Origin of the sequence: Luteibacter sp. 3190, from assembly GCF_031456385.1 — a bacterium.
Classification (GTDB): domain Bacteria; phylum Pseudomonadota; class Gammaproteobacteria; order Xanthomonadales; family Rhodanobacteraceae; genus Luteibacter.
This window is the reverse complement of record NZ_JAVDUO010000001.1, coordinates 355,664-381,767: the sequence shown is the minus strand read 5'-3', so window position 1 is coordinate 381,767 and position 26,104 is coordinate 355,664. Positions and strand designations below refer to the sequence as shown.

Annotated in this window: 27 protein-coding genes; 11 read left to right on the top strand and 16 right to left on the bottom strand. The window is 68.8% G+C overall.

What is annotated here, in order from left to right; translation table 11 throughout:
• Window positions 1-2: 2 nt before the first annotated feature.
• Window positions 3-773 carry an FHA domain-containing protein gene (locus J2X58_RS01780; protein WP_310046110.1) on the bottom strand — a complete coding sequence of 257 codons (771 nt, stop codon included), beginning with the start codon at window positions 771-773 and terminating at the stop codon, window positions 3-5.
• Between the two features lie 127 nt (window positions 774-900).
• On the opposite strand from J2X58_RS01780, the gene J2X58_RS01775 reads away from it, so the two are divergent.
• On the top strand, window positions 901-1,176 hold the full coding sequence (locus J2X58_RS01775) for a polyhydroxyalkanoic acid system family protein (protein ID WP_090177867.1): 276 nt from the start codon (window positions 901-903) through the stop codon (window positions 1,174-1,176).
• A gap of 102 nt (window positions 1,177-1,278) precedes the next feature.
• Window positions 1,279-1,497: a translation initiation factor IF-1 gene (gene infA, locus J2X58_RS01770; RefSeq protein ID WP_019466733.1), complete on the top strand. Its 219-nt coding sequence runs from the start codon at window positions 1,279-1,281 to the stop codon at window positions 1,495-1,497.
• Window positions 1,498-1,676: 179 nt separating this feature from the next.
• Here the strand turns inward: infA and clpA are convergent, their stop codons facing one another.
• Window positions 1,677-3,944, bottom strand: coding sequence for an ATP-dependent Clp protease ATP-binding subunit ClpA (clpA, locus tag J2X58_RS01765; protein ID WP_310046107.1), 2,268 nt, complete (start codon window positions 3,942-3,944; stop codon window positions 1,677-1,679).
• Between the two features lie 78 nt (window positions 3,945-4,022).
• The gene (gene clpS / locus J2X58_RS01760; protein ID WP_090054475.1) at window positions 4,023-4,355 is read right to left on the bottom strand and encodes an ATP-dependent Clp protease adapter ClpS; all 333 of its coding nucleotides are present in this window, start codon (window positions 4,353-4,355) and stop codon (window positions 4,023-4,025) included.
• Window positions 4,356-4,477: 122 nt separating this feature from the next.
• Between clpS and J2X58_RS01755 the strand changes: the two genes are divergently transcribed.
• From J2X58_RS01755 to hflD, 3 genes are read left to right on the top strand one after another with little or no spacing between them, the layout of a single operon-like run.
• On the top strand, window positions 4,478-4,966 hold the full coding sequence (locus J2X58_RS01755; protein WP_310046106.1) for an NUDIX hydrolase: 489 nt from the start codon (window positions 4,478-4,480) through the stop codon (window positions 4,964-4,966).
• Window positions 4,963-6,060 carry a tRNA 2-thiouridine(34) synthase MnmA gene (gene mnmA, locus J2X58_RS01750; protein ID WP_310046105.1) on the top strand — a complete coding sequence of 366 codons (1,098 nt, stop codon included), beginning with the start codon at window positions 4,963-4,965 and terminating at the stop codon, window positions 6,058-6,060. Before J2X58_RS01755 ends, mnmA begins: the two co-directional genes overlap by 4 nt.
• Before the next feature lie 33 nt (window positions 6,061-6,093).
• Window positions 6,094-6,720, top strand: coding sequence for a high frequency lysogenization protein HflD (gene hflD / locus J2X58_RS01745; RefSeq protein ID WP_090054480.1), 627 nt, complete (start codon window positions 6,094-6,096; stop codon window positions 6,718-6,720).
• Between the two features lie 80 nt (window positions 6,721-6,800).
• Here the strand turns inward: hflD and J2X58_RS01740 are convergent, their stop codons facing one another.
• On the bottom strand, window positions 6,801-7,742 hold the full coding sequence (locus tag J2X58_RS01740; RefSeq protein WP_090177875.1) for a LysR family transcriptional regulator: 942 nt from the start codon (window positions 7,740-7,742) through the stop codon (window positions 6,801-6,803).
• 215 nt (window positions 7,743-7,957) lie between these two features.
• On the opposite strand from J2X58_RS01740, the gene acnA reads away from it, so the two are divergent.
• Window positions 7,958-10,702, top strand: coding sequence for an aconitate hydratase AcnA (acnA, locus tag J2X58_RS01735; RefSeq protein ID WP_310046103.1), 2,745 nt, complete (start codon window positions 7,958-7,960; stop codon window positions 10,700-10,702).
• A 63-nt stretch (window positions 10,703-10,765) separates the two neighbouring features.
• Here the strand turns inward: acnA and J2X58_RS01730 are convergent, their stop codons facing one another.
• Window positions 10,766-11,212, bottom strand: coding sequence for a hypothetical protein (locus J2X58_RS01730; RefSeq protein WP_310046102.1), 447 nt, complete (start codon window positions 11,210-11,212; stop codon window positions 10,766-10,768).
• Between the two features lie 113 nt (window positions 11,213-11,325).
• Between J2X58_RS01730 and J2X58_RS01725 the strand changes: the two genes are divergently transcribed.
• Window positions 11,326-13,014, top strand: coding sequence for an AMP-binding protein (locus tag J2X58_RS01725; protein ID WP_310046101.1), 1,689 nt, complete (start codon window positions 11,326-11,328; stop codon window positions 13,012-13,014).
• A gap of 33 nt (window positions 13,015-13,047) precedes the next feature.
• On the opposite strand, the gene J2X58_RS01720 is transcribed toward J2X58_RS01725, so the two are convergent.
• Both J2X58_RS01720 and dinB read right to left on the bottom strand, forming a co-directional pair.
• Entirely contained in the window at window positions 13,048-13,404 is a 357-nt protein-coding gene (locus tag J2X58_RS01720) for a PilZ domain-containing protein (protein WP_090055818.1), read from the bottom strand.
• A 129-nt stretch (window positions 13,405-13,533) separates the two neighbouring features.
• Window positions 13,534-14,721, bottom strand: a complete 1,188-nt coding sequence (gene dinB / locus J2X58_RS01715; RefSeq protein ID WP_090054488.1) for a DNA polymerase IV — start codon at window positions 14,719-14,721, stop codon at window positions 13,534-13,536.
• 394 nt (window positions 14,722-15,115) lie between these two features.
• Here dinB and J2X58_RS01710 point away from each other — a divergent pair, with 394 nt between their 5' ends.
• The 4 genes from J2X58_RS01710 (at window position 15,116) to arsC (ending at window position 18,648) form a co-directional block, all read left to right on the top strand.
• A complete protein-coding gene (locus tag J2X58_RS01710) occupies window positions 15,116-15,922 on the top strand; it encodes a ScpA family protein (protein WP_217642649.1) in 807 nt (268 codons plus the stop codon).
• A 100-nt stretch (window positions 15,923-16,022) separates the two neighbouring features.
• Complete coding sequence (gene scpB, locus J2X58_RS01705) at window positions 16,023-16,862, top strand: SMC-Scp complex subunit ScpB (protein WP_310046099.1); 840 nt, start codon at window positions 16,023-16,025, stop codon at window positions 16,860-16,862.
• Entirely contained in the window at window positions 16,859-18,307 is a 1,449-nt protein-coding gene (locus J2X58_RS01700; protein ID WP_310046098.1) for a pseudouridine synthase, read from the top strand. The genes scpB and J2X58_RS01700 overlap by 4 nt, the downstream gene beginning before the upstream one ends.
• Window positions 18,308-18,312: 5 nt before the next feature.
• Window positions 18,313-18,648, top strand: a complete 336-nt coding sequence (gene arsC / locus J2X58_RS01695) for an arsenate reductase (glutaredoxin) (protein ID WP_310046096.1) — start codon at window positions 18,313-18,315, stop codon at window positions 18,646-18,648.
• A 92-nt stretch (window positions 18,649-18,740) separates the two neighbouring features.
• Here arsC and hisIE read toward each other — a convergent pair whose 3' ends face one another.
• Genes hisIE through J2X58_RS01650 form a run of 9 tightly spaced genes read right to left on the bottom strand, consistent with a single transcriptional unit; the run spans window position 18,741 to window position 26,082 of the window.
• On the bottom strand, window positions 18,741-19,346 hold the full coding sequence (gene hisIE, locus J2X58_RS01690; protein WP_310046094.1) for a bifunctional phosphoribosyl-AMP cyclohydrolase/phosphoribosyl-ATP diphosphatase HisIE: 606 nt from the start codon (window positions 19,344-19,346) through the stop codon (window positions 18,741-18,743).
• A complete protein-coding gene (gene hisF, locus J2X58_RS01685; RefSeq protein WP_310046092.1) occupies window positions 19,343-20,113 on the bottom strand; it encodes an imidazole glycerol phosphate synthase subunit HisF in 771 nt (256 codons plus the stop codon). Before hisF ends, hisIE begins: the two co-directional genes overlap by 4 nt.
• Window positions 20,107-20,859, bottom strand: coding sequence for a 1-(5-phosphoribosyl)-5-[(5-phosphoribosylamino)methylideneamino] imidazole-4-carboxamide isomerase (locus J2X58_RS01680; RefSeq protein WP_310046090.1), 753 nt, complete (start codon window positions 20,857-20,859; stop codon window positions 20,107-20,109). The genes hisF and J2X58_RS01680 overlap by 7 nt, the downstream gene beginning before the upstream one ends.
• Window positions 20,856-21,446: an imidazole glycerol phosphate synthase subunit HisH gene (hisH, locus tag J2X58_RS01675; RefSeq protein ID WP_310046088.1), complete on the bottom strand. Its 591-nt coding sequence runs from the start codon at window positions 21,444-21,446 to the stop codon at window positions 20,856-20,858. Before hisH ends, J2X58_RS01680 begins: the two co-directional genes overlap by 4 nt.
• Window positions 21,446-22,510, bottom strand: a complete 1,065-nt coding sequence (gene hisB, locus J2X58_RS01670; protein WP_090054506.1) for a bifunctional histidinol-phosphatase/imidazoleglycerol-phosphate dehydratase HisB — start codon at window positions 22,508-22,510, stop codon at window positions 21,446-21,448. Before hisB ends, hisH begins: the two co-directional genes overlap by 1 nt.
• On the bottom strand, window positions 22,507-23,571 hold the full coding sequence (hisC, locus tag J2X58_RS01665; RefSeq protein ID WP_310046087.1) for a histidinol-phosphate transaminase: 1,065 nt from the start codon (window positions 23,569-23,571) through the stop codon (window positions 22,507-22,509). Before hisC ends, hisB begins: the two co-directional genes overlap by 4 nt.
• Window positions 23,568-24,875, bottom strand: coding sequence for a histidinol dehydrogenase (gene hisD / locus J2X58_RS01660; RefSeq protein ID WP_310046085.1), 1,308 nt, complete (start codon window positions 24,873-24,875; stop codon window positions 23,568-23,570). Before hisD ends, hisC begins: the two co-directional genes overlap by 4 nt.
• The gene (gene hisG / locus J2X58_RS01655) at window positions 24,872-25,765 is read right to left on the bottom strand and encodes an ATP phosphoribosyltransferase (RefSeq protein ID WP_090054511.1); all 894 of its coding nucleotides are present in this window, start codon (window positions 25,763-25,765) and stop codon (window positions 24,872-24,874) included. The genes hisD and hisG overlap by 4 nt, the downstream gene beginning before the upstream one ends.
• On the bottom strand, window positions 25,762-26,082 hold the full coding sequence (locus J2X58_RS01650; protein ID WP_090054513.1) for a YerC/YecD family TrpR-related protein: 321 nt from the start codon (window positions 26,080-26,082) through the stop codon (window positions 25,762-25,764). The genes hisG and J2X58_RS01650 overlap by 4 nt, the downstream gene beginning before the upstream one ends.
• Between the last annotated feature and the right edge of the window lie 22 nt (window positions 26,083-26,104).

The window sequence follows — 26,104 nt, the reverse complement described above, 5'->3', positions numbered from 1 at the left end:
GCTCAGAAGTGCACGAACAACACGGCGGCGATGCCGAGCGCCAGCAGCGCCGCGGTGAGAATGAGCCACCAGACCTCGCCGCCTCGCGACGGCTCGACCGGGGCGGTCGCCGTGTCCGCTTCAGGCTCCGCGACGACCGGGACGGGTTCCGCCGTCCAGCCGGGCCCATCGACGATGAACCGGTGCGCGGCGATGCCGATCTGGTCGCCGGGCTGCACGGACGTGCGCACGATCTTGACGCCATTGACGCGCACGGCATGGCGGGCCGGAACGCGCAACGCGTCGAGCACGAGTTCGTCGCCGTCCCACGACAGGGTGAGCAGCGCGGGATCGTTGCCCGGCAGCTCGAGCGGCAGCGCGCCGTGCGTCGAGCCCAGTTCGAGACGATCGCCCACCGCGACCACGCGGCCCGAGAGCGGACCCGCGACGGGGCGCAACGCCACCGTGCAGCGCGACTCGGTGGGCGCGAGCGTTTCGCGTGCGTCGAGGTCGGCATCGTCGCGCAGGAGCATGCGGCAGTCGCCGAGCGAGAGGCTGTCGCCCGGCCGGAGCAGCGCGCGCTCGCGCACGGGGCGCGCATTGACGTACACGCGGCCGGCATCCGGCGACACGGAAAGCACGAGGCCGCGACGGTCCCGCTGGATGGTGACGTGGCGCGCGGCGACCTGGGGCTCGGACACCACGAGGTCGTTGTCGTCCCCGCGGCCGATCGTGAGCACGGGTCGTGACCAGTGGAAATCACCGCGAGCCGAGCTGACGAATTCGATGCGCATGGAGGAACCGGGACGTTGACGACACGACTTTAGCAGAGTGCGGTATCTGTTTGAACGCAAAGGTGTACGCATCATGCACGTCCGCCGCTGCTAGACTCCCGCCTTTTCCAGCCGCGAGGAGTCCACGATGGCGAAGATCGATATCCGCCGCCCGCATGGCAAGACGGTCGCCGAGGCCCGTGCCGTCGTCGACGCCGTGGCGAGCCGCATGAACGAGAAGCTCGGTACCGAAGGCGGCTGGCAGGGCGACACCTACCTCTTCGCGCGTTCGGGCGTGAAAGGCGCGATCGCCGTCTCCGCGGCCGACGTCCACGTCACCGCCGAGCTGGGCATGCTGCTGACGCCGATGAAGGGCATGATCGAGAACGAGATCCGCCAGAAGCTCGACGAGAAGTTCGCCTGAGCCACCGCCCCGCCCGGCCTCGCCGGGTGGCCTGATCCCAGCCCCTGTGCCATAATAGGGGACTTATGCGGCCACTCCGGCCGTTCATCCGACCCGGAACACATGGCAAAAGACGACGTCATCGAAATGGAAGGCACGGTCCAGGAGACCCTGCCCAACACCATGTTCCGCGTGCAGCTCGAGAACGGGCACGTCATCACCGCCCATATCTCCGGTCGCATGCGCAAGCATTACATCCGCATCCTCACGGGCGACAAGGTGAAGGTCGAAATGACCCCTTACGACCTCACGAAGGGTCGCATCACCTATCGCATGAAGTAAGGCGCGCTTCGCGCCGGCTTCGGTGGAACGAAAAAAGCCGCGGCTCACGCCGCGGCTTTTTTCGTTGCAGTTGTAGGAGCGGACCTAGCCGCGACCGCTTTTCGCGCCAGTCCGGAATCTGGCGCGCCAGCTCCGGGGTTCGGCGAGAAGCTGTCGCGGCCAGATCCGCTCCTACATCCTTACGCCTCCGCCGTCGCCGGCTCCGCCGACTCCGTCTCGACGTGCAGCTCGTCGCCATCGACCGACAGGGTCACCTTGCCGCCTTCGGCCAGCTTGCCGAAGAGCAGCTCGTCGGCCAGCGCGCGCTTCACCTTGTCCTGGATCACGCGAGCCATCGGGCGGGCACCCATCTGCGGGTCGAAGCCGTGCTCGGCCAGCCAGCGGCGGGCCTCCGGCGTCACATCCACCGCCACCTTCTTCTCGGCCAGCTGGGCTTCCAGCTCGATCAGGAACTTGTCGACCACGCGCAGGATGTGGTCGAAGTCCAGGGCGTTGAACTGGACGATGGCGTCCAGACGGTTGCGGAACTCCGGCGTGAACAGGCGGCGGATCGTCTCCATCGCGTCCAGCGTGTGGTTCTGCTTGACGAAGCCGATGCCGCGACGCGACGCCAGCTGCGCACCCGCGTTCGTGGTCATCACGATGATCACGTTCTTGAAGTTCGCCTCACGGCCGTTCGTGTCCGTCAGCACGCCCCGATCCATGACCTGGAGCAGGATGTTGTAGACGTCCGGATGGGCCTTCTCGATCTCGTCGAGCAGCAGCACGCAATGCGGATGCTTGGTGATCTGCTCGGTCAGCAGACCGCCTTGATCGAAACCGACGTACCCCGGAGGGGCGCCGACCAGGCGCGACACCGAATGCGCCTCCATGTACTCGGACATGTCGAAGCGGACCATCTCGATGCCCAGCTGCATCGCGAGCTGACGGGTGACCTCCGTCTTGCCGACGCCCGTGGGGCCGGCGAGCAGGAAGCTGCCGATCGGCTTCGACGGATCGCCGAGACCCGAGCGGGCCATCTTGATCGACGACGCGAGCGCTTCGATCGCACCGTCCTGGCCGAACACGACCATCTTGAGGTTGCGCTCGAGGTTGCGCAGGACGTCGCGATCCGAGGCCGAGACCTGCTTGGCCGGAATGCGCGCCATCTTGGCGACGATGTACTCGATCTCGGGCACGTCGACCTTGCCGGTGCGCTCGTCTTCCGGCAGCAGGCGCTGGCGGGCACCGGCCTCGTCGATCACGTCGATGGCCTTGTCCGGGAGCAGGCGGTCGGGGATGTGCTTGACCGACAGGTCGACCGCGGCACGCAGGGCCTCACCCGTGTATTCCACGGAGTGATGCTCTTCGAAACGCGTCTTCAGACCCTTCAGGATCTCGATCGAATCGGCCACGGTGGGCTCGGCCACGTCGATCTTCTGGAAGCGACGGGCCAGGGCGCGGTCCTTCTCGAAGACGCCGCGGAACTCCTGGAACGTCGTCGACCCGATGCAGCGCAGCTCGCCCGAGGCCAGCATGGGCTTGATCAGGTTCGAGGCATCCATCGTGCCGCCCGATGCCGAACCCGCACCGATGATGGTGTGGATCTCGTCGATGAACAGGATGGCGTTCGGCTGCTTCTTCAGCTGGCCGATGACCGCCTTCAGACGCTTCTCGAAGTCGCCGCGATACTTCGTGCCGGCGACCAGCGCGCCGAGATCGAGCGACCAGATCGTGCAGTCTTCCAGCACTTCCGGCACCTGCCCTTCCACGATGCGCTTGGCCAGGCCCTCGGCCAGGGCGGTCTTGCCCACGCCGGCCTCGCCCACGTAGAGGGGGTTGTTCTTACGGCGGCGGCAGAGCACCTGGATGGTGCGCTCCACTTCGTCCTGGCGGCCGATGAGGGGATCGATCTTGCCCTGGATGGCGAGCTCGTTCAGGTTCGAGGCGTATTCGCTCAGGGGGTTGCCCTTGCCCTCGCCGCCTTCCTCGCCGTCACGCTCGGCATTCGGGGCCGCGGCCGCCGACTCGTCGCCGATCTTGGCGATGCCGTGCGAGATGTAGTTGACGACGTCGAGGCGCGTGATCTCCTGCTGGTGCAGGAAATACACGGCGTGGGAGTCCTTCTCGCCGAAGATCGCCACGAGGACGTTGGCGCCCGTGACTTCCTTACGGCCCGACGACTGGACGTGGTACACGGCGCGCTGGAGCACGCGCTGGAAGCCCAGCGTGGGCTGGGTGTCGCGCTCGTCGCCGGCCGGCAGCACCGGCACGGTTTCGGCGATGATCCGCTGCAGATCGGCCGCGAGGCGCGGCAGATCGACGCCACATGCCCGCAGGGCGGACAGGGCGGAGGTGTTCTCCGTGAGGGCGAGCAGCAGATGCTCCACGGTCATGAATTCGTGGCGCTGCTCGCGGGCCTGCTTGTAGCAGTGTCCAATGGTGACTTCGAGATCCTTGCTGAACATAACGGACCGTCTCCGATAGCTGTGGGCGGCGGGGACCAGCCCCTGTCGATGCCGCATGAACTCCAGATGGGGTATCGGCTACATCTTTTCCATAGTGCACAAAAGCGGGTGCTGATGAGACCGGGAGTACTCGTTGACCTGAGTCACCTTCGTTTCTGCCACCTCCCGGGTGAATACGCCGCAGACGCCCTTGCCACGGGTGTGGACATGGAGCATCACCTGGACCGCCCGTTCCTGATCCATGCCGAAGAAACTGCGCAATACCTCGATCACGAAATCCATGGGCGTGAAGTCGTCGTTCAGCAGGACGACCTGGAACAGCGGGGGCCGTGCGGTTTCGGGACGGGTCGTCTCGACGGCAAGGCCGTGTCCGCGCTCGCTTTCCTGATCGTGTTCGTGTTCTTGGGACATTAATTCGGAACCTTCGGTACGCGATTCGTTTATACACCGGAAATCGACCGTCCTTCCGGGTCGATTTCCACAGGTGATGGCACAATATGCCTTTTTCCAGAGCCACCTACGCCATAAAGCCGATGTCCCAGCCTGCCTCCGCCAACGAATCCGTGTGGTGCCCCCGGGCCACCGTCGCCTGCGTCATCGCACGCGGCGATCGCTTCCTCATCGTGGAGGAGGACATCGGCGGACGCATCGCGTACAACCAGCCGGCCGGGCACCTCGATCCGGGCGAAACGCTGCAGGCCGCCGCCGTGCGCGAGACGCTCGAGGAAACCGGCCACCATGTCGCGCTCGACGCCTTCCTCGGCGTCTGGCAGTGGATGAGTCCCGAGCACGGCGAACAGGTGCTGCGCTTCGCCTTCGCGGGCCACGTGCTGTCGCACGATGTCGGCCGCCCGCTCGACACCGGCATCCAGCGTGCCCTGTGGCTGCGCCGCGACGAGATCGAGGCGCTGGGCGACCGCCTGCGCACGCCGCTGGTGCTGTCGGCCATCGACGCCTGGCTCGACGGCCGCCGCCTGCCGCTCGACGTCGTGTCGAGCCTGCTCCCGGGGGCCGGCGCGTGAAGGTGATCCTTGGCGTTTCCGGTGGCGTGGACTCCTCGGTCGCGGCCCTCCTGCTCCAGCAGGCGGGACACGAGGTCGAAGGCATGTTCATGCAGAACTGGGAAGAAGACGACCGCTCGGGCCCTTGCACCACCGACGAGGATCGCAAGGACGCCGTCGCCGTCTGCGGCCGGCTCGGCATCCCCTTCCATGCGCGGAACTTCGCCGGGGAATACTGGGACGGCGTGTTCGCGTATTTTCTTGCGGAGTACGCCGCCGGCCGCACGCCGAATCCCGACGTGCTGTGCAATCGCGAGATCAAGTTCAAGACGTTCCTCGACCACGCGCAGGCGCTCGGCGCGGAGAAGATCGCGACGGGTCACTACGCGCGCGTCGATTTTCGCGACGGTCGTTACCGCCTGCTGCGCGCGGTCGACGCGGCGAAGGACCAGAGCTACTTCCTCCACGCGCTCGGACAGAAGCAGCTCGCGGCGACGTTGTTCCCGGTCGGCGAGATCGAAAAGCCGCGCGTGCGCGAGATGGCCCGCAACGCCGCCCTGCCCACGCACGCGAAGAAGGATTCGACCGGCATCTGCTTCATCGGCGAGCGAGATTTCCGCGCTTTCCTGTCGCAGTACCTCCCCGCGAAGCCCGGCGCGATGGTGGATCCCGATGGCCGCGTCATCGGCGAACACCAGGGCGTGATGTATTACACGCTGGGCCAGCGCAACGGGCTGGGCATCGGCGGCCGGGCCGACGCGCCGAACGAGCCGTGGTACGTCGTCGGCAAGGACGTCGCCGGCAACACGCTGATCGTGGCGCAGGGCGGCGAGAACCGCTGGCTTCAATCGACGCGCCTTCACGCCACCGACGCCACCTGGGTCGCCGGGGAACCGCCGGCGCTGTCGTTCCGCTGCACGGCGAAGACGCGCTACCGCCAGGCCGACCAGCCATGCACGATCGAGGTTCGCGGCGACACGCTGGACGTCGTCTTCGACGAACCGCAGCGCGCCGTGACGCCTGGCCAGTCCGTGGTGCTCTACGACGGCGAGGCCTGCCTCGGCGGCGCGGTGATCGCCGCCACCGACGCGCCCTATGGCGGGCTCGTCGCATGAACCACCCCACCCCCTTCCTCCCAGGCTTTCCGCATGAATGAAGAACGCGTCCTCGCCCTCGCCGGCGTCTTCCAGGGCGCCGCGCTGGCGCAGCAGCTCGCCAGCGAGGGCCGCTGCGACGAAGCGCAGTACGAGGCGAGCCTCGCCAGCGTGTTCCGGATCGACGCGGATTCGGTCGCCGCGGTGTACGGCGGGGTCTCGGGCGTGCGGCGCGGCCTGCGCACGCTGGTCGACCAGTTCGAGGACCAGACCCGCGACGTCGCGGTGATGCGCATGGCGATCACCGTGCTGCGGCTGGAGCGTTCGCTCTCGCGGAACCGTGCCCTGCTCGATCGCCTGCGGGAGGGCATCGTCGCCACCCAGCGGCAGGTCGAGCATTTCGGCCTCGGCCACCCCAACGTGTCGGCCCGGCTCGCGGAGCTCTATTCGTCCACGCTCTCGACGCTGAAACCGCGCGTGATGGTCACCGGCACGCCCGCCCATCTCCAGCAGAAGACGAACGTCGATCGCGTGCGCGCCGCGCTGCTCGCCTCCGTGCGCTCCGCGGTGCTCTGGCACCAGATCGGCGGCCGTCAATGGCAGTTGCTGATCTCGCGCCGGCAGTGCGCGATGCTGGCCCGGGGGCTCCTCACGGGATCGACCCTCGACGACGGCGGCTGAAAAGCCGATCCGTAGGAGCGCGCCCTGCGCGCGACATGTGTTGGAGCCGTGAGCGACAGGGCCTCTGGCTCCTGGCGCCCCTACGAGGGGGCGGCGTCCAGCCCCGGAATCGCCTCGGCCAGCGCGCGCAGCAGGTCGCCGAACCGCGCGAGGTCCTCGCGCCACGGCGTGGCGCTTCGCCAGAACAGCGCGATGTGCCGCCCGGGCCGCGCGCCCTCCACCGCCGCGAGGACCACGTTCGGGATGGAGCCGAGGCGGTCGTGCGCCAGGATCGGCACGAGGGTATAGCCGCCGCGCAGCGCCACCAGCGTGGCCAGGCTCTCCAGGCTGAGATCCTGGATGCGCTCGGGCCGCGCCGAGCCGGTCATGCCCAGGTCGGACATGCCGTTGCCGTGGCTTTCGGTCATCAGCGTGGCGTCGGCGGCGTCCAGGTCCGCCAGCGCCATCGACGGCCGGTGTGCCAGGGGATGCCCCCGGTGCAGCAGCAACTCGTAGGGCTCGAAGAACAGCGCGGTCTCGTCCAGCCCCGTCACCGAAGCGGTGGGAGGTGCCAGCACCGCGTCCAGCTCGCCCTCCTGCAGCCGGCGCAGCAGGCCGCGCGGCTTGCCTTCGGAAATGGTCAGCCGGGCCCCGGGAAACCGCTGCGGGAACGGTTCGATGAAATGCGGCAGGAGGTACGGGCCCAGCGTGGACGGCACGCCGAGCCGCAGCTCGCCTCCGAAGGCGACGTCGCCGGCGCGGGCGGCGTGCTCGAGGTGCTCGGCCGAGGCCAGCACCTCTTCTATATAGCCAAGCAGGCGCTGCCCGCTGGCGGTGGGCACCACGCGGCGGCCGCCGCGCTCGAACAGGGGCACCCCAAGGGCCTGCTCCACCTTCTGCACCTGGTGGGACAGCCCAGACGGGCTGATGTACATGGCGCGCGCGGCGCTGTTGAAGCTGCCTTCACGCGCCACCGCCTGCACCAGCGCCAGGTCGCGCAGCGAGACCGACGACAGGGCCATCGAAATCATCGAACGCTGCATGCCATCAAATACGTTTGCGCCCATGGACCGCCGCCCTCATCCTTTTGCCGCCCCGATTCCAGCGCGGCCAGCCCGTCGAACCGGCATTCTAGCCGGGCCCCGTCTCACGACGGTCGCACGGCGGCGCCGGACTGCGCGATAATCGACGCCTTTGGACGGCCCGCCTCCGGTCCGTCCGGCCTCCCCAGCAAAGAACGTCACGCCAGGAGTACAGCATGAAAGACTCGTTCTCGGTACGAGACAGCATCGAAGTCAACGGCAAGCGCCACAGCATCGCCAGCCTGGCCAAGTTCGGCGAGAAGTTCGACATCAAGCGCCTGCCCTTCTCGATGAAGATCCTCCTCGAGAACCTGCTCCGCCAGGAAGACGGCGTGAACGTCACCTCGAAGGAAATCGAGGCCGTCGCGCAGTGGGACGCCAAGGCCGAGCCGGATACCGAAATCTCCTTCATGCCCGCCCGCGTGGTCCTCCAGGACTTCACCGGCGTGCCCTGCGTGGTCGACCTCGCGGCGATGCGCGACGCCGTCGCGAAGCTCGGCGGCGACCCGAACCGCATCAACCCGCTCGCCCCCGCCGAACTGGTCATCGACCACTCGGTGCAGGTCGACGCCTTCGGTTCCGAGTCGGCCCTCGAGAAGAACGTCGAGATCGAGTTCGAGCGCAACCAGGAGCGCTACTCGTTCCTGCGCTGGGGCCAGAAGGCCTTCAACAACTTCAAGGTCGTGCCGCCGCGCACGGGCATCGTCCACCAGGTGAACCTCGAGAACCTGGCGCGCGTCGTGTTCGTCAACGATCAGAACGGCGAGTCGTTCGCGTACCCGGACAGCGTCTTCGGCACCGATTCGCACACGACGATGATCAACGGCATCGGCGTGCTGGGCTGGGGCGTGGGCGGCATCGAGGCCGAGGCCGCGATGCTCGGCCAGCCGTCGTCCATGCTGATCCCGCAGGTCGTCGGTTTCCGCCTCACCGGCAAGCTGTCGGAAGGCGTGACCGCCACCGACCTCGTGCTCACCGTCACCCAGATGCTGCGCAAGCTCGGCGTCGTCGGCAAGTTCGTGGAGTTCTTCGGCAACGGCCTGCAGAACCTGCCGCTCGCCGACCGCGCCACGATCGCCAACATGGCCCCGGAATACGGCGCCACCTGCGGCATCTTCCCGATCGACCAGGAAGCCGTTAACTACCTGCGCCTGTCGGGCCGCGACGAAGCGCAGATCGCGCTGGTCGAGACCTACGCCAAGGCCCAGGGCCTGTGGCACGACGCGAATTCGCCGGAGCCGGAATTCACCACCGTGCTCGAACTCGACCTCGCCGACGTGAAGCCGTCGCTCGCGGGTCCGAAGCGTCCGCAGGACCGCGTCCTGCTCGAAGGCGTGCAGCAGAGCTTCCTCGACGTCGTCGGCCCGCTCACGGCCAACCGCAAGACGAAGAACGGCGACACCTCGCGCTTCAGCAACGAAGGCGGCGGCACGGCCATCGGCAACGAAGCCAACGCCGTCACCGAGGAAGGCGTGCTCGTCGAGAAGGACGGCAAGAGCTTCCGCATCAACGACGGCTCGGTGGTGATCGCCGCCATCACCTCGTGCACCAACACCTCCAACCCGGCCGTGATGCTCGCCGCCGGCCTGGTCGCGAAGAAGGCCGCCGCGCGTGGCCTGACGTCCAAGCCGTGGGTCAAGCCCTCGCTCGGCCCGGGCTCGCTGGTCGTCACCGAATACCTCAAGAAGACCGGCCTCCTCGAGGAACTCGAGAAGGTCAACTTCTACGTCGTCGGCTACGGCTGTACCACCTGCATCGGCAACTCCGGTCCGCTGCCGGCCGAGATCAGCAAGGGCATCGCCGAGGGCGACCTCGCCGTGGCGTCCGTGCTCTCCGGCAACCGCAACTTCGAAGGCCGCGTGCATCCGGAAGTGAAGATGAACTACCTGGCCTCGCCGCCGCTGGTGGTCGCCTACGCGCTGGCCGGCACGCTGAACATCGACCTGACCAAGGACGCGATCGGCACGGGCAGCGACGGCCAGCCGGTCTACCTGAAGGACATCTGGCCGAGCAACCAGGAAATCTCCGACCTCATCGCCGGCGCGATCAGCCCGGAGATGTTCAAGGGCGCGTACGCCGACGTCTTCAAGGGCGACAGCCGCTGGAACCAGATCGCCTCGCCGGATGGCCAGACGTACGCGTGGGACGATTCCACGTACATCAAGAACCCGCCCTACTTCGACGGCATGTCCGCCGAGGCCGGCACGATCGAAGACATCCACGGCGCGCGCGCCATGGGCATCTTCGGCGACTCGATCACCACCGACCACATCTCGCCGGCCGGTTCGATCAAGAAGGACAGCCCGGCGGGCCGCTTCCTGATCTCCAAGGGCGTGGAGCCGAAGGACTTCAACTCCTACGGTTCGCGTCGCGGCAACGACGACGTCATGGTCCGTGGCACGTTCGCCAACATCCGCATCAAGAACCTGATGCTCGACGGCGTCGAGGGTGGCTACACGAAGTACATCCCGACGGGCGAGCAGATGGCGATCTACGACGCCGCCATGAAGTACAAGGCCGACGGTACGCCGCTGGTCGTGCTGGCCGGCAAGGAGTACGGCACCGGTTCGTCGCGCGACTGGGCGGCCAAGGGCACGCTGCTCCTGGGCGTCAAGGCGGTCATCGCCGAGAGCTTCGAGCGCATCCACCGTTCCAACCTGGTCGGCATGGGCGTGCTGCCCTGCCAGTTCCTCGACGGCGAGAACGCGCAGACGCTCGGCCTGAAGGGTGACGAGGTGTTCGACATCACCGGCCTGGAAGGCGGCGAGTCGAAGCGCGCGACGGTGAAGGCCACGCGTCCGGACGGCACCAGCAAGGAGTTCACCGTGAAGGTGCTGCTGCTGACCCCGAAGGAGCGCGAGTTCTTCCGCCACGGCGGCATCCTGCAGTACGTGCTTCGCCAGCTGGCGAAGGCGGCCTGATAGCCGACCGACGAAACGCCCCGGGAAACCGGGGCGTTTTTTTTCGTCCGGGCGCCAGGGGAATTACAGCGCGCGCTTCCATGTCGCGGTGAAGCATCGCCAGTCGCCGCCCTCCCTGCGCCAGCCCGTCTCGACGACGTACGCCCCGGCGTTCTCGGGCAACACACCCGCGCCCGCCGTCAGCGTCACCGTGAACGTGGCGGTCATCCGCTCGCCGCGACGGTCCACGTCGACGGGCCCCATGAGCACGTGCACCTTCTGGCCGCGCAGCGCGAACACCCGCACGAGGTTCGCGAGCGAACGCCGGTCGAGCTGCCCTGCGTTGCCGTCGAAATCCTCGGTGAGCGCAGCGACCGTGTCGCCCGCCTTGCCCGCTTCCGCGGCCTCCGCCGTCGCGGCGATGGCGTCGCGGACGCGTGTCTCGTCCGGCGCATGGCGGCATCCGCCCAGCCCCGCGAGCGCGAGCGACATCGCCACCGCCGCCACCTTCCACATACCGTATTTGCCCATGTTTTTTCCCGTTGCAATGCGGCTTGCCGCTATACGCGGGCGTATGCTCCAATGCCGCGATCGTACGACGGCGAGCGCCGTGCGAATGTCACTTTCTGGAGTCCGTCCGATTCATGAGCATTGAGCGTCCGTGGCTTGACCATTACCCGGCCGGCATTCCCGCCGACATCGACGTCAACGCGTACCGCTCCGTGGCGGCCGTCTTCGAAGAGTCCTTTGAGAAATTTCGCGACCGCCCCGCGTTCTCGAACTTCGGCAAGGTCCTCACGTACGGTCAGGTCGACGAACTTTCCCGCGCCTTCGCCGGCTACCTCTCCGGCGAGCTGGGCCTGAAGAAAGGCGACCGCCTGGCGATCATGCTGCCCAACCTGCTGCAGTATCCGATCGCGCTGTTCGGTGCGCTTCGCCTCGGCCTGACCGTAGTGAACACGAATCCGCTGTACACGACGCGCGAACTGCATCACCAACTGGAAGACTCGGGCGCGAAGGCGCTGCTGGTGCTCGACAACTTCGCCGCCACGGCGGAGAAGGCGCTCGACGGCACCAAGGTGCAGAACGTCATCACGACGGCCGTCGGCGACATGGTCGGCTTCCCGAAGGGCAACATCATCAACTTCGTGGTGAAGACCGTCCGCAAGGAAGTCCCGCCGTTCCGCCTGCCGAAGGCCGTCCGCTTCCGCGACGCCCTCTCGCGCGGCAAGGCGCACGCGCTGCCGTCGGTGCAGATCGATCACGACGACCTCGCGTTCCTGCAGTACACGGGCGGCACCACCGGCGTGGCCAAGGGCGCCATGCTCACGCATCGCAACATGGTCGCGAACATGCTGCAGACGCGCCCATGGGTCGCGGGCCATGCCACGCCGGGCGCGGAAACCGTGATCACGGCGCTGCCGCTGTACCACATCTTCTCGCTGACGGTGAACTGCCTGATCTTCACGAGCCTCGGCGGACTCAACCACCTGATCACGAACCCGCGCGACATGAAGGGCTTCGTCAAGGAGCTTCGCGCCACGAAGTTCACCGCGATCACGGGCGTCAACACGCTGTTCAACGGCCTGCTCAACACGCCGGGCTTCGATCAAGTGGACTTCTCGCACCTGCACCTGTCGATGGCGGGCGGCATGGCGCTCCAGCGTGCGGTCGCCGAGCGCTGGAAGAAGGTCACGGGCAAACCGATCATCGAAGGTTACGGCCTGACGGAAACCTCCCCGGTCGCCTTCGCGAATCGCGTCGACATCACCGACTACACGGGGTCCATCGGCTTCCCGATTCCCGGCACCGATGCGCAGATCCGTGGCGACGACGGCGCCGTGCTGCCGATCGGCGAGGTGGGCGAGCTGTGCATCCGCGGCCCGCAGGTGATGAAGGGCTACTGGAGCCAGCCGGACGAAACCGCGAAGGTGCTCGACGCGGACGGCTGGCTGCGCACCGGCGACATCGCGCGCATGGATCCGACCGGCCAGGCGTTCATCGTCGATCGCAAGAAGGACATGATCCTCGTCTCGGGTTTCAACGTGTACCCGAACGAGATCGAGGACATCGTCATGCGCCATCCGGGCGTGGCGGAAGTGGCGGCCGTCGGCGTCGACGACGAGCACTCCGGCGAGGTGGTGAAGCTGTTCGTGGTCCGCAAGGATCCGTCGCTCACGGTGGAGGCGCTCAAGGAGTACTGCCGCGAGAACCTCACCGGCTACAAGCGTCCTAAGCAGATCGAGTTCCGTGACGCGCTGCCGAAGACCAACGTCGGCAAGATCCTGCGCCGCGAACTGCGCGACGAAGAGCGGAAAAAAGCGAAGGCCTGACAGGAGCTACCCACCCCTCGGGTGGGAGCGCCGCTATTCGTCGTGCCACGCCTCGAGCGTGTCGGCATAGCCGCCGAGCAGCTCCCAGAGCGAGGCCTGCTTGTCCTCGGGAATGAGCGTGTAGGCCATGCCGATCTGCCGCGCGGAGACGCGGGCGACCGACGCCTCGAGGTGGATGTGCAGGTCGTGGCCGAAGATCATGTCGAGGATCCAGGTCTGCCCCGGTTCGCCGCGCCAGCCGAGCGGACGGCGCAGCAGCGCGCCGGTCGCCGAGATGTCGACCAGGTCGGTCGGGTGCGCCTCGCCGCCACGGCTCATCAGCACCGCCGTCTGTACCCGCATGCGGGCATGGCGATAGCGCGTATTCGCGTCGTCCTTGTCACTCGACATCACGTCCTCCACCCAACCTGTCATTCGGTCCCTGCCCGTGCCTGGCATGGCCGCACCTCGTCGCGTTACCTTCCGTGTCACAAACGGACACATTAGCGCAGTCCCGGTGCCACATGCCGCCGTCTGCGTTCATTCGCTGCCGCGCGTCTTCAGTACGCCGGCGCGGACCAGCGCCCCGGCGCCGAAGCGACCGTTGATCATGTCCTGTACGCCGTCGGAGCGCTTGTCCGAAGCGGGCGCCGCGAACATGTCCTGCTGCTCGTCGCCGCGCCGGGCGTCGAACCCCGACAACGTGACGCCCAGCAGGCGAAGCCTCGGCCTGGGATGCTGGTTCCACCAGACCTGAAGCAAGCGCCGTGCCACGGCATAGATGTCGGGCGTGGCATTGCCCGGCACCGGCATCTGGGCCTGCCGGCTATGGGTCACGAAGGGCGGCTCGCGCAGCTTCACCGACACGGTGCGCGCGTCGACGCCACGGCCCCGCGCCCTGGCCCCCACCTTTTCGCACTGCCGCAGCAGCCAGGCCTCCGCGATCGCCAGTTCCTCGAGGTCGTATTCGAACGTCCATTCCGAACCGATCGAGACTTCCGGGGCGTCGGTCACCACCGGCCGGCGATCTTCGCCGCGGCACAGCTCCCGCAGTTGCGCGGCATGGCGTTCGCCGACGGCCCGGTTCAGCCGCCAGGCGTCCGAGCGGACGAGGTCGCCGATCGTACGGATGCCGGCTTTCTGCAGGGCCTCCTCGGCCACCTTGCCCACGGTCCACATGCGGCCGACCGGCAGCGGATCGAGGTATCCGCGCACGTCCTCCGGCGCGATGGCGAGGAAGCCGTCGGGCTTGGACAGCTCGCTGGCCAGCTTGGCGAGCAGCTTGTTGTGCGACATCCCCACGGACGCGTTGAGGCCGGTGCGCTCCCGGATCGTGTCCTTCACCCAGCGCCCGATCGCCTCCATGGAATGGAACAGGCGCAGGCTGGCGGTGACGTCGAGGAACGCCTCGTCGAGCGACAGGCCCTCGATCATCGGCGTGACCTCGGCGAACACGCCGAACACGACGGCGGAGATCGCGGCGTAGCGGTCGTGCCGGGGGAAAATGTAGACGCCGTCCGGACAGCGCCGGCGGGCTTCCGAGGTGGCCATGGCCGAGCGGACGCCGTACTTCCGCGCCTCGTAGTTCGCCGTGGAGACGACGCCCCGGCGGCCGAGGCCCGCCACGATCACGGGCTTGCCGACCAGGGAGGGATCGTCCAGCTCTTCCACGGACGCGTAGAACGCGTCCATGTCGACGTGGATGATGGCTCGCTGACCCGGCTGCATGCCCTCTATTGTGCCGCAAGGGCATGCCGCCGGGCGGCCCGGCCGCTGGACTTGCGCAGGCGCAGGCGATACCCTGTATGTCAATCGGGTGAACTTTTTTCGGGCGTCGCGCCCTCACCGGTCCCTTTCACGGACCGGCCGCGCTCTGCTCCCGACGTTCCTTCACAGACGGTGACCCTCCTGGGGTGTCCAGTGGCCTGCCCTTCGCTCGTCGGCGACGATGCGTGGCAAGCGCGGACGAGGTGGCGGTACAGCCGCCGGACGGCATCGATTGTTGCGTTCCTGGTCGCACTCGCGACCCTTCTGACGTGTGCCGATGACTAACGAGACAACCGACGTCCAGGTGGTCGAAAAAACTCAGGGTGCCTTCGCGGGCATCCCGCAGCAGCAGGAAATGCCTCTCGCGCTGGTGCGCGGGCAGCCTGTGCTGCAGATGCCGCAGGATCTCTACATCCCGCCGGACGCGCTCGAAGTCATCCTCGAATCGTTCGAAGGGCCGCTGGACCTGCTGCTGTACCTGATCCGCAGGCAGAACCTCGACATCCTCGACATCCCTGTCGCCGAGATCACCCGGCAGTACATGGACTACATCGACATGATGCGCGAGGTGATGCGACTGGAGCTGGCGGCGGAATACCTGCTGATGGCCGCGATCCTCGCGGAGATCAAGTCCAGGCTGCTGCTGCCCCGGCCGCCGGCCGAGGAAGGGCTCGAGGAGGATCCCCGCGCCGAACTCGTTCGTCGCCTGCAGGAGTACGAACGCTTCAAGAAGGCCGCGGCGGACATCGAAGAACTGCCCCGGCTGGAACGCGACACCACGGTGGTCCACGCCTTCGTCGGCGAGCACAACGTGGTCCGCGTGCCGCCACCGCTCGATCTGAAGGAACTGCTGCTCGCGCTCAAGGATGTGCTCAACCGCGCGGATCTGTTCACGCACCATGCGATCCAGCGCGAACCGCTCAGCGTCCGCCAGCGCATGGGCGACCTGCTCGGCTCGCTCGGCGAAACCGGCGGCTTCCACCGCTTCGAAACATTGTTCGACGTCACCGAGGGCCGGCTCGGCGTCGTGGTCACCTTCCTCGCCATGCTCGAACTGGCTAAGGAAATGCTCATCGAGATCGTTCAGGAAGAAGCCCTCGGGCCGATCTACCTGAAGACCAAGGTACACACGGAGGCCGCGCCGGAAGAAGCGCTCGCCTGACGGCCCCGCGAAGGGGCACGACACCGGGACGTCGCGGAAGCGATCCTCCCGCGTACGAACCGACCTGACCGCGCCAGACGGGCGCGGCACACATAGGCCTATGCAACCCGAACAACTCAAACCCATCGTGGAAGCGGCGCTGCTGGCGTCGACCCAGCCGATGACGATCGCGCAGTTGAAGGCGATCTTCGGCGAGGACGAAGAGGTCGGTACGGACGAACTGAAGCAGACGCTCGACGCGCTCGCGGCGGATTGCGAGGGGCGCGGCGTCGAGTTGCTCGAGGTCGCCTCGGGCTGGCGCTACCAGGTGCGCCGCGAGGTGCATGGCTGGGTGTCGCGGATGTGGGCCGAGAAGCCGAGCCGCTACTCGCGCGCCCTGCTCGAGACGCTCGCGCTGATCGCCTACCGCCAGCCGATCACCCGCCCGGAAATCGAGCAGATCCGCGGTGTGGTCGTTTCCTCGAACATCATCAAGACCCTGGAAGAACGCGAGTGGATCCGCGTGGTGGGTTACCGCGACGTGCCGGGCAAGCCCGCCCTGTTCGGTACCACCCGCCTCTTCCTCGACTACTTCAACCTGAAGTCGCTGGACGCGCTGCCCCCGCTGTCCGAGATCCGCGACCTCGACGAGCTCAACCCGCAGATGCGCCTCGAAGGCGACGCGGTGCCGCCGGCGGCGCGGGCCGCGCTGCCGGACGATGGCACCGGCGAAAGTTCCACGAATACCGAAGACGACGATGATGTCGTGGCGCGGTCCACGACGATCGAAGACACCGCCGCCCCGATCGACGCCGCCGAAGGCGACGCGAGCGGAGCCGCGAACCAGCTGCCAGACGGCGACGATGTCGCCGCGGCTTCCCCCACTGCCGATGAGGCAGAGAACCCCGAAGGCGACGTCGAAGACGACGCCGAGAAAGATACCGAGGAGTCACGCGCATGAATGCGCCCCAGCGATCCCTGCTCACCCTGAAGCGCGGCGGCGGCGACGCCACCGAATCCACCGCCCAGCTTGAAGAGCGCCTGCACAAGGTGCTCGCCAATGCCGGACTCGGCTCGCGCCGGATGCTCGAACAGCGCATCCAGGCCGGCGAAGTCGAGGTCAACGGCACCGTCGCGACCATCGGCGCGAGCGTCCACGCGGGCGACCGCGTCGTCCTCGACGGCAAGCAGTTCGTCGTCGCCACCGACAACCGCAACGACGCCGAAGTGCTCGTCTACCACAAGCCGGAAGGCGTGGTGACGACGCGCGAGGACACCGAAGGCCGCCCCACCGTGTTCGAACAGCTGCCCCGCCTGCGTGGCGCGCGCTGGGTCGCCGTGGGCCGCCTCGACATCAACACCACTGGCCTGCTCCTGCTCACGACCGACGGCGAACTCGCCAACGCGCTGATGCATCCGAAGAGCGGCCTCGAGCGCGAATACCTCTGCCGCGTCCACGGCGAAGTCCCCGACGAGGTGATCGAACGCCTCAAGGCCGGCGTGGAGCTGGAAGACGGCCCCGCCCGCTTCGACGAGATCGCCGTGATCAGCCGTGGCGGCAGCCACAGCTGGTTCCGCGTGACGATCCGCGAGGGCCGCAACCGCGAAGTCCGCCGCCTGTGGGATTCGCAGGGCTTCCTGGTCAGCCGCCTGAAGCGCATCCGCTACGGCACGGTGGAACTGCCCCGCGCCCTGCGTCGCGGCGACTGCGAGTCGCTCGACGAGACGGCCATCAAGGAACTGCGCGAACGCGCGGGCCTCGGCGCCCCGGCACCGGTGCTCACGCTGAGCGCCGTCGTGCACCAGCGCCGCGCGCCGCGCCATGTCACGGAATACCGTCCGGACAATCGCGCGACCGGCGCCTGGAGCTCGGGCCGCCATGACGAGGCGCGCGAGCTGACCGCGTTCGATCGCATCCGCGACGACAACCCGCGCGGCGGTCGTGGTGGTCGCGGCGCCGCGGGCGGTCGCGGCGGCCAGGGCGGCGGTCCGCGCCGCGAAGTCAACGGCAACGTGGCTCGTCCCGAGCGCGCTGCGGGCGGCGGTCAGCGCAAGTCGCGCCGCGTGGCCCCGGGCCAGGAACTGCCGTCGATCCGCACCTGGTTCGCGGGCGACAGCCGCACGGGTGGCGGCAACGCCGGCGGCGGCAATACGACGGGCAACCGTGGTCCTCGTCCGGGCGGTCGCGGTGGTAACGCCGGCGGCAACCGCGCGGCGGGCCCGGGTCGCGCCGAGGGCAACCGCGCGCCGGGTGCCCGCTTCGAAGGCGGCGGCAACCGTGGCCGCGGCCCCGGTGGCGGCGGCAACCGGGCGGGCGGTCCGCGTCCCGGCGGCAACCGTGGCGGCCGTCCGGGCGGCGGTGGCGGCAACCGTGGCGGTGGCGGCAATCGCGGCGGCAATCGCTGATCACGATGCTGACGATCTGGCATAACCCGCGATGCTCGAAGTCGCGGGAAACGCTGGCCCTGCTCGAAGCGCGGGGCCTGTCGCCGCTGATCGTGGATTACCAGAAGACGCCGCCGTCGGCGGCCGAGCTCGAGCGCGTGCTCGGGCTTCTCGGTATCGAGCCGCGCGCGCTCATGCGCAAGGGCGAAGCCGAATACGCCGGGATTCCGGTTGACGCATCACGCGATGCGCTGATCGCCGCGATGATCGCGACGCCGAAGCTCATCGAGCGTCCCGTGGTGATCCACGGCGAGAAGGCCGCGATCGGTCGTCCACCGGAAGGGGTGCTCGCGATCCTTTAGCGCGGGCGGCGCTGGCGCGACAACCGATCGCGTCGCCGTGGGCACCGGCGCACGCCGGTATCCACGGCCCCGGTTCCCGGGGCGGCGACCGCCTATCCCGTGTGCCGCTCCACCAGCTTCGCCGCCACCGCGTCGAACCCGAGGCCGCGCGCGCGCAGCACCACCATGAGATGGAACACCAGATCGGCGGCCTCGCCGATCAGCGCGTCGTCGTCTTCCGCGACCGCGGCCAGCGCGGTCTCGACGCCCTCCTCGCCCACCTTCTGCGCGATGCGGCGAATGCCGCCCTCGAACAGCCTCGTCGTGTAGCTCCCAGCGGGCCGCTCCGCGTACCGCGATGCGACCAGCGCGTCGAGTTCGGCGAGGAAGCCCAGCGGCGGCGACACGTCGTCGCCGAAGCAGCTCGACGTACCGGTGTGGCAGGTCGGTCCCGCCGGCAGGGCGCGCACCAGGATCGTATCGGCGTCGCAATCCAGGCGCAGGTCCACGAGCGCGAGCGTGTCGCCCGACGTCTCGCCCTTCGTCCACAGCCGCTGCTTGCTGCGGCTGAAGAACGTCACGAGACCGAGCTCGCGCGTCGCGGCCAGGGCCGCCGCGTCCATGTACCCGAGCATCAGCACCTCGCCCGTGCGCGCATGCTGCACGATGGCGGGGAGCAGCCCGCCGCCCTTGGCGAAATCCGGATCCCGCATGCTCATGACCTCACCTCGATACCTTGCGCGCGCAGCTCGCGCTTCAGCGCGGGAATGGCGATGTCTCCGCCGTGGAACACGCTGGCGGCCAGCGCCGCGTCCACGTCGGCCTCGATGAATACGTCCACGAAATGCGCCGGCGTGCCAGCGCCGCCCGACGCGACCAGCGGCACGGAACAGACAGCGCGCGCGGCCTTCAGTTGTTCGATGTCGTAACCGCGGCGCACCCCGTCGGTACCCATGCAATTGAGCACGATCTCGCCGGCGCCCAGGCCTTGCACCTCCTCGATCCAGTCGAGGGTGCGCTTGCGCAGCGCGCGCGTTCGGGACGGATCGCCCGTGTACTGGCGCACGCGCCACTCGCCGTCGTCGTCGCGGAGGCTGTCGACGCCGACCACCACGCATTGCACGCCGAACGCGTCGGCGATCTCGCGCACGAGTTCGGGCCGCTCGAGCGCGGGCGAGTTGATCGAGATCTTGTCCGCGCCCGCGTGCAGCACCTCGCGCGCATCGTCCGCGCTGCGGATGCCGCCCGCCACGCAGAACGGAATGTCGATCTCGCGCGCCACGCGCTCGACCCAGTCGCGGTCCACGCGGCGACCTTCGGGGCTCGCGGTGATGTCGTAGAACACCAGCTCGTCGGCGCCCTCGTCGCGGTAGCGCAACGCGAGTTCGACGATCTCGCCGACGACGACGTGGTCGCGGAACCGCACGCCCTTGACCACCTGCCCGTCGCGGACGTCAAGACAGGGAACGATGCGCCGGCTCAGCATGTCGCATCCGCCTTCGCCGCGACGGCGAACGCATCGCGCAGACCGAACGCGCATTCCAGCAACGCGCGGCCGAGGATGATCCCGGCGACGCCCTGCAACGCGAGGCCTTCCACATCGCCGAGCGAGCTCACGCCACCGGACGCCTGCACGCGAAGCGTCGGCGCCAGGGCCGCGACGTGCCGGTAGAGCGCCGTGTTCGGCCCGGTCATGGTGCCGTCCCGATCGATGTCGGTGCACAGCAGGTGGCGCGCACCGGCCGCCTCATACCACGGCAGCAGTTCGTCGAGCGTGCGCGCCTCGTCGGCCGTCCAGCCCGCGCTGGGCAGTTTCCACAGGCCGTCGCGAAAACGGGTGTCCAGCGCCAGCACGATGCGCTCCGCGCCGTACCGCGCGATCCACGTGGCGACGGTTTCCGGATCGCGCGAGGCGAGGCTGCCGACGACCACGCGCTCGACACCGGCTTCGAACAGCCGGCGCACGCCGTCCTCGTCGCGGATGCCGCCACCCGCCTGCACCCGCAAGCGTCCGGCGGAAGCGATACCGGCGATGACCGCGAGATTCTCGAAGCGGCCAGAGCGCGCGCCGTCGAGGTCGACGACGTGCAGCCACGAGGCGCCTTCGTCGGCGTAGCGCGCGGCCAGGGCCTCGGGCTCGAAGGCGAACGTGGTCTGCTGGGCGTAGTCGCCCTTGAACAGGCGCACCACTTGGCCCTCGCGGAGGTCGATGGCGGGAATGGGTAGCGTCATAGCGAAAGGAAGTTCCGTAGGAGCTGCGCACCGAGGGACGCGGAGCGCTCAGGATGGAATTGCATGCCCATGAAATTGCGGTGGGCGACGATCGCCGCGAACGGTATGCCGTGCTCGCTCTCGGCCAGGGTCCAGTCGCCGGTGGGGACCGCGTAGCTGTGCACGAAATACGCGCTGTCGCCATCGCGCACGCCGTCGACGAGCGGATGCGTCGACGTGACGCGCAAACCGTTCCAGCCCATGTGCGGCACGCGCAGTCCCGGCGCCTCGGCGAACCGGCGCACCGGCGCGGGAATGACGCCGAGGCATTCGGTGTCGGCCTCCTCCGAGCGCTCGCACAGCAACTGCATGCCCAGGCAGACACCGAGCACGGGCTGCGTCAGTCCGCGCATGACGTCGACGAGCCCCGCTTCGCGCAGCCGCCGCATGCCGGGGCCCGCGGCACCCACACCGGGCAGGATCACGTGGCTGGCCGCGCGGATCGCGTCGGCGTCCGCCGTGAGCTCGGCGTCCGTGCCCAGGCGCTGCAGCGCGTAGCGCACCGAGCCGATGTTCGTGCCGCCGGCATCGACGAGGACGACGGCCATCAGAGCGTCCCCTTCGTGCTCGGCAGCTCCTCGCCCTCGCGGCGGATCGCCTGCCGCAGCGTGCGCGCGACGGCCTTGAAGCAGCCCTCGACCATGTGGTGCGCGTTCTCGCCGTGCACGGTCAGGTGCAGGTTCGCGCCCAGCGTCTCGCACAGCGAGCGGAAGAAATGCGGCACGAGCTCGGTCGGGATGTCGCCGACGCGCTCGCGCGGAAAGCTGCCGTCGAACACGAAGTACGGCCGACCCGACAGGTCGAGCTCCGCGCGCGCCGCGCTCTCGTCCATCGGCAGCGCGAAGCCGTAACGGCCGATGCCGCGCTTGTCGCCGAGCGCCTCGCGCAGCGCCTGCCCGAGCGCCAGCGCCGAGTCCTCGATGGTGTGGTGTTCGTCGACGTGCGTGTCGCCGTCGCAGCGAAGCCGCAGCGCGAAACCGCCGTGCTTGCCGATCTGCTCGAGCATGTGATCGAAGAAGCCCAGCCCGGTATGCACGACGGGATCGGCCACCCGGTCGAGGTCGACATCGACCTGGATCGACGTCTCGCGCGTGCGGCGCACCACCTGGGCGGTACGCGGCGCGTCGAGCAGCGCATGCGCCACTTCGCCCCATGTCATGCCTTCGGGGCCGACGCGGAAGCCACGCACGCCCATGTTGGCGGCGAAGGCGAGATCGGTCTCGCGGTCGCCGACCATCGCCGACTGCGCGCGGCTCCAGCCGTCGTCCGCGAGCCAGTGGCGCGCGAGGCCCGTGGCCGGCTTGCGCGTGTCGCGATGTTCGTGCGCGAAACTGCGGTCGATCAGCTGCTCGCGGAACGCGATGCCCTGGGAGGCGAAGATGCGCAGCATGAGCGCATGCGGTCCGTCGAAGGCCTCCTGCGGGAACGACGGCGTGCCGAGGCCATCCTGATTGCTCACCATCACCAGCTCGTAGCCGGCGGCGACGCAGCGCTGGAGGGCGGCGATCACGCCAGGCATCAGGGCCAGCTTGTCGAAGCTGTCGATCTGCTCGTCCGCCGGCTCCTCGATGAGGCAGCCGTCGCGATCGACGAAGAGGATCTTGCGGCTCATGCGCCCGCTCCCGCACGCAGTACCGCGAGCACGCGGTCGTTCTCGTTGCCCGTGCCCACGGTGATGCGCAGGGCATCCTCGAGGCCGGGGTATTTCGTCACGTCGCGGACGACGATGCCCGCGGCGATCAGGCGCCGGTAGGTTCCGGCCGGATCGTCGAAGCGGACCGTGAGGAAGTTCGCGTGCGAAGGCAGCACGTCGCGAACGCCCGGCAGGCCCGGCAGCGCCGCGAACATCCGCGCACGCTCGCCGAGGATCTCCTGCAGGTGATGGCGCTGCACGCGCCGGCCCTCGTACGACAGCGCGCCCAGCGCGGCATCGACGCACGGCGACGGCAGCGGGTACGGCGGGATGATCCGGCGCAGCAGTCCGATCACCTCGGGCCGTGCCACCAGCGCGCCGACCCGCGCGCCCGCGAGCGACCAGGCCTTCGACAGCGTGCGCAGCACGGCAACGTTGTCGTGGGCGTCGATCAGCGACGTGGCGCTCGGCGCGCCGCTGAACTCCGCATAGGCCTCGTCGACGACGAGCACGGCACGGCCCGACAGCTCGCGCGCGAGATGCGCGAGCACGTCGTGCCCGATCAGGTTGCCGGTGGGATTGTTCGGCGTGCAGACGAACACGAGCTTCGTCGAGGGCGTGACCGCCGCGAGCAGCGTGTCGGCGCGCAACGCACCCGAGGGTTCGAGCGGCGACTCGATGACGGCGGCGTTCTGGATGCGCGCGCAGACGGCGTACATGCCGAACGTCGGCGGCGAAATCAGCACCGCGTCCTCGCCCGCGCGGCAGAACGCGCGCACGAGCAGATCGATCGCTTCGTCGCTGCCGCGCGTCACCAGGATGCGGTCGGGGCCGCTGTCGTAGAGTTCGGCGAGGGCGTCGACCAGCGCGCGCGGCTGCGGGTCGGGATAGCGGTTCAGGCCGTCGCCGCCCGGGATGTTCGGCGGCCGGGACGATTCGTTCGCGTTGAGCAGCACGGTGCCGCCCTGCGCTTCCATGCGTGCGCTGGAGTAAGGCGAGAGCGCCCGGATTTCGGCGCGGGCCAGGTCGAGGACGCTCATGCGGCGGCATCCATCGCGGCGAGGCGCAGGGTCACGGCGCGGCGGTGCGCCTCGAGCTGCTCGGCCCCGGCCAGCGTCGCGGCGCACGGGCCGATCGCGCGCAGGCCGTCGGCGGTGACTTCCTGCACGGTCACCTGCTTCTGGAAGCTCGCCACCGACACGCCGCTGTAGCTGCGCGCATAGCCGTACGTCGGCAGCACGTGGTTGCTGCCGCTGCAGTAGTCGCCTACGGACTCGGGCGTCCACTCGCCGAGGAAGACCGAGCCGGCGGATTCGACGCCGTCGAGCAGCGAGCGCGGGTCCGCCGTCTGCACGATCAGGTGTTCCGGCGCGTAGCGGTTGCTGACGTCCAGCGCTTCGGAGAGATCGCGCACCAGCACCAGCCGGCTTTCGCCCAGCGCGATGGCCGCCACGTCCGCGCGCGGGAGCAGCGCGCACTGGCGATCGACCTCCTCCGCCACGCGATCGAGCAACGCCGCCGACGGGCTGACCAGCAGCACCTGCGAATCGGGGCCGTGCTCGGCCTGCGACAGCAGGTCGGCGGCGATGAACCGCGGGTCCGCGCCATCGTCGGCGATGACGAGCACTTCCGACGGGCCGGCGGGCATGTCGATCGCCGCGCCCGCGGGATCGCCGGCCACCTGCAGCTTGGCTTCCGTCACCCACGCGTTGCCGGGGCCGAAGATCTTGTCGCAGCGGGGCACCGACGCCGTGCCGTAGGCCATCGCGGCGACGGCCTGCGCGCCGCCGAGCTTGAACACGCGGTGCACGCCGACCGCACGCGCCGCGAACAGCACGGCGTCGTCGCAGCGACCGTTCGCCTGCACCGGCGTGCACAGCACGACCTCGCGGCAACCGGCGATCGCGGCCGGCACGCCGAGCATGATGGCGGTGGACGGCAGCGGCGCGCCACCGGCGGGCACGTAGAGGCCGACGCGTGCGATCGGGCGCAACACGCGCTCGACCCGCACGCCCGGCGCGGTATCGACCGCCACCGGCCGCGGCGCGGCCGCGCGGTGGAACGTGTCGATGCGGCCGACGGCTTCGAGCACCGCGGCTTTCAGTTCGGCGGACAGGCGCGCTTCCGCGGCGTCGAATTCGTCGTCGGTCACGGCGAGCGCGTCGAGGGTGCTGCCGTCGTAGCGGGCCGTGAGTTCGATGAGCGCGGCATCACCGCGCGCGCGGACGTCGGCGACGATGGCCTCCACGCCCTGGCGAAGTTCGGCCGCGCGGGATTGCGCGGGGCGCGCGAGCGCCTCGTCGCGGCCGCTCTCGTCGAGGGTGTTCCAGTCGATCCGTTTCATGCCAGCATCTTCTCCACCGGCAGCACCAGCATGTCGCGGGCCCCGGCGCGTTTCATGTCCTCGAGCTGTCGCCAGCTCACCGATCCGGCGCAGAGCGCCTGCAGCACCACCTGATCCGGCGCGCCGTCCACGGGCGTGAGCGTCGGCACGGGGCTGCCCGGCAGCAGGCGGGTGATCGCGGCCAGCGCGTCGCGCGGCGCCTGCATCAGGATCAGGCGCGAATCGCGCACCTGGATGACCCCATCGAGGCGCCGCAGCAGCAGTTCCGCGATTTCGCCGCGCTCGTCCGTCGGCAGCTCGCGATGACCCGCCAGCACGGCTTCGCTCTCGACCACGACCGCGGCCTCGCGCAGCTGGTTCGCCACCAGCGTCGCGCCGCTCGAAACCAGGTCGCAGATGGCGTCGGCGGTGCCGAGGCGAGGCGCGATCTCCACCGAACCGGCGAGCATCACCACCTTCGCGTCCACGCCGTTCGACCGGAGCCATTCGCCGAGCAGACCGGGATACGAGGTCGCGATGCGCAGGCCTTCCATCTGGGCGGGGCCGTCGTAGGCGTCCTCCTGCGGGACGGCGATCGACAGGCGGCAGTGGCCGAAGCCAAGCGAGCGCAGTTCGTCGAGGCCCGCACCCGGCTCCGGATTGGAGAGCTGGAACTCACGCAGCACGTTGCGGCCAACGATGCCGAGGTCGCACACGCCCTCGGCGATCAGCCCGGGAATGTCGTCGTCGCGGACGAGGAGGAGATCGACGGGCTCGCCTTCGCCGAAGCAGAACAGCTTGTCGCGGCTCTGCCGGAACTTCAGGCCGCAGCGCGCCAGCAGCTCCTGCGCCGGCTCGGTCAGGCGTCCCGATTTCTGCATGGCGATGCGCAGGCGGTCGCGGGACTTCATGCGGCACCCCCGAGCAGGTTCCGCCGCGCGGCGGCGGCCATGTAACCGCCACTGCCCTGGTTGAGGTAACGGGCGACCCGCCCGATCGTGGTGATGCTGACGGCCGTGCGCTCGTGGATTTCGCGGTAGGAGCGCCCCTCCAGCAGGTGCGGCACCACGCGCCAGCGGTCGACCATGACCTCGATCTCCGCGGGGGTGCAGAGGTCGTGCAGGAAGGCGCGCATCTCGTCGACGCTGGAGAGTGCGGCCATCGCCTCGCAGAGGCTGGTCTCGGCCGAGTCGGCCGGGGTATCGGGATCGAGCGAACGACGCTTCATAGTGTACTAACGTGTTAATACG

What these genes read in the sequence shown, in the direction of transcription:
- J2X58_RS01730 (WP_310046102.1), bottom strand. Translation starts at nt 11,212, where the DNA reads ATGGGCAAATACGGTATGTGGAAGGTGGCGGCGGTGGCGATGTCGCTC.
- arsC (WP_310046096.1), top strand. Translation starts at nt 18,313, where the DNA reads ATGCTGACGATCTGGCATAACCCGCGATGCTCGAAGTCGCGGGAAACG.
- J2X58_RS01725 (WP_310046101.1), top strand. Translation starts at nt 11,326, where the DNA reads ATGAGCATTGAGCGTCCGTGGCTTGACCATTACCCGGCCGGCATTCCC.
- clpS (WP_090054475.1), bottom strand. Translation starts at nt 4,355, where the DNA reads ATGTCCCAAGAACACGAACACGATCAGGAAAGCGAGCGCGGACACGGC.
- hisC (WP_310046087.1), bottom strand. Translation starts at nt 23,571, where the DNA reads ATGAGCGTCCTCGACCTGGCCCGCGCCGAAATCCGGGCGCTCTCGCCT.
- J2X58_RS01650 (WP_090054513.1), bottom strand. Translation starts at nt 26,082, where the DNA reads ATGAAGCGTCGTTCGCTCGATCCCGATACCCCGGCCGACTCGGCCGAG.
- J2X58_RS01780 (WP_310046110.1), bottom strand. Translation starts at nt 773, where the DNA reads ATGCGCATCGAATTCGTCAGCTCGGCTCGCGGTGATTTCCACTGGTCA.
- hisH (WP_310046088.1), bottom strand. Translation starts at nt 21,446, where the DNA reads ATGGCCGTCGTCCTCGTCGATGCCGGCGGCACGAACATCGGCTCGGTG.
- J2X58_RS01710 (WP_217642649.1), top strand. Translation starts at nt 15,116, where the DNA reads ATGCCTCTCGCGCTGGTGCGCGGGCAGCCTGTGCTGCAGATGCCGCAG.
- dinB (WP_090054488.1), bottom strand. Translation starts at nt 14,721, where the DNA reads ATGCAGCCGGGTCAGCGAGCCATCATCCACGTCGACATGGACGCGTTC.
- J2X58_RS01775 (WP_090177867.1), top strand. Translation starts at nt 901, where the DNA reads ATGGCGAAGATCGATATCCGCCGCCCGCATGGCAAGACGGTCGCCGAG.
- hisD (WP_310046085.1), bottom strand. Translation starts at nt 24,875, where the DNA reads ATGAAACGGATCGACTGGAACACCCTCGACGAGAGCGGCCGCGACGAG.
- hisG (WP_090054511.1), bottom strand. Translation starts at nt 25,765, where the DNA reads ATGAAGTCCCGCGACCGCCTGCGCATCGCCATGCAGAAATCGGGACGC.
- hisB (WP_090054506.1), bottom strand. Translation starts at nt 22,510, where the DNA reads ATGAGCCGCAAGATCCTCTTCGTCGATCGCGACGGCTGCCTCATCGAG.
- scpB (WP_310046099.1), top strand. Translation starts at nt 16,023, where the DNA reads ATGCAACCCGAACAACTCAAACCCATCGTGGAAGCGGCGCTGCTGGCG.
- clpA (WP_310046107.1), bottom strand. Translation starts at nt 3,944, where the DNA reads ATGTTCAGCAAGGATCTCGAAGTCACCATTGGACACTGCTACAAGCAG.
- infA (WP_019466733.1), top strand. Translation starts at nt 1,279, where the DNA reads ATGGCAAAAGACGACGTCATCGAAATGGAAGGCACGGTCCAGGAGACC.
- hflD (WP_090054480.1), top strand. Translation starts at nt 6,094, where the DNA reads ATGAATGAAGAACGCGTCCTCGCCCTCGCCGGCGTCTTCCAGGGCGCC.
- J2X58_RS01755 (WP_310046106.1), top strand. Translation starts at nt 4,478, where the DNA reads ATGTCCCAGCCTGCCTCCGCCAACGAATCCGTGTGGTGCCCCCGGGCC.
- J2X58_RS01740 (WP_090177875.1), bottom strand. Translation starts at nt 7,742, where the DNA reads ATGCAGCGTTCGATGATTTCGATGGCCCTGTCGTCGGTCTCGCTGCGC.
- hisF (WP_310046092.1), bottom strand. Translation starts at nt 20,113, where the DNA reads ATGCTGAGCCGGCGCATCGTTCCCTGTCTTGACGTCCGCGACGGGCAG.
- hisIE (WP_310046094.1), bottom strand. Translation starts at nt 19,346, where the DNA reads ATGAGCATGCGGGATCCGGATTTCGCCAAGGGCGGCGGGCTGCTCCCC.
- acnA (WP_310046103.1), top strand. Translation starts at nt 7,958, where the DNA reads ATGAAAGACTCGTTCTCGGTACGAGACAGCATCGAAGTCAACGGCAAG.
- J2X58_RS01680 (WP_310046090.1), bottom strand. Translation starts at nt 20,859, where the DNA reads ATGACGCTACCCATTCCCGCCATCGACCTCCGCGAGGGCCAAGTGGTG.
- J2X58_RS01720 (WP_090055818.1), bottom strand. Translation starts at nt 13,404, where the DNA reads ATGTCGAGTGACAAGGACGACGCGAATACGCGCTATCGCCATGCCCGC.
- J2X58_RS01700 (WP_310046098.1), top strand. Translation starts at nt 16,859, where the DNA reads ATGAATGCGCCCCAGCGATCCCTGCTCACCCTGAAGCGCGGCGGCGGC.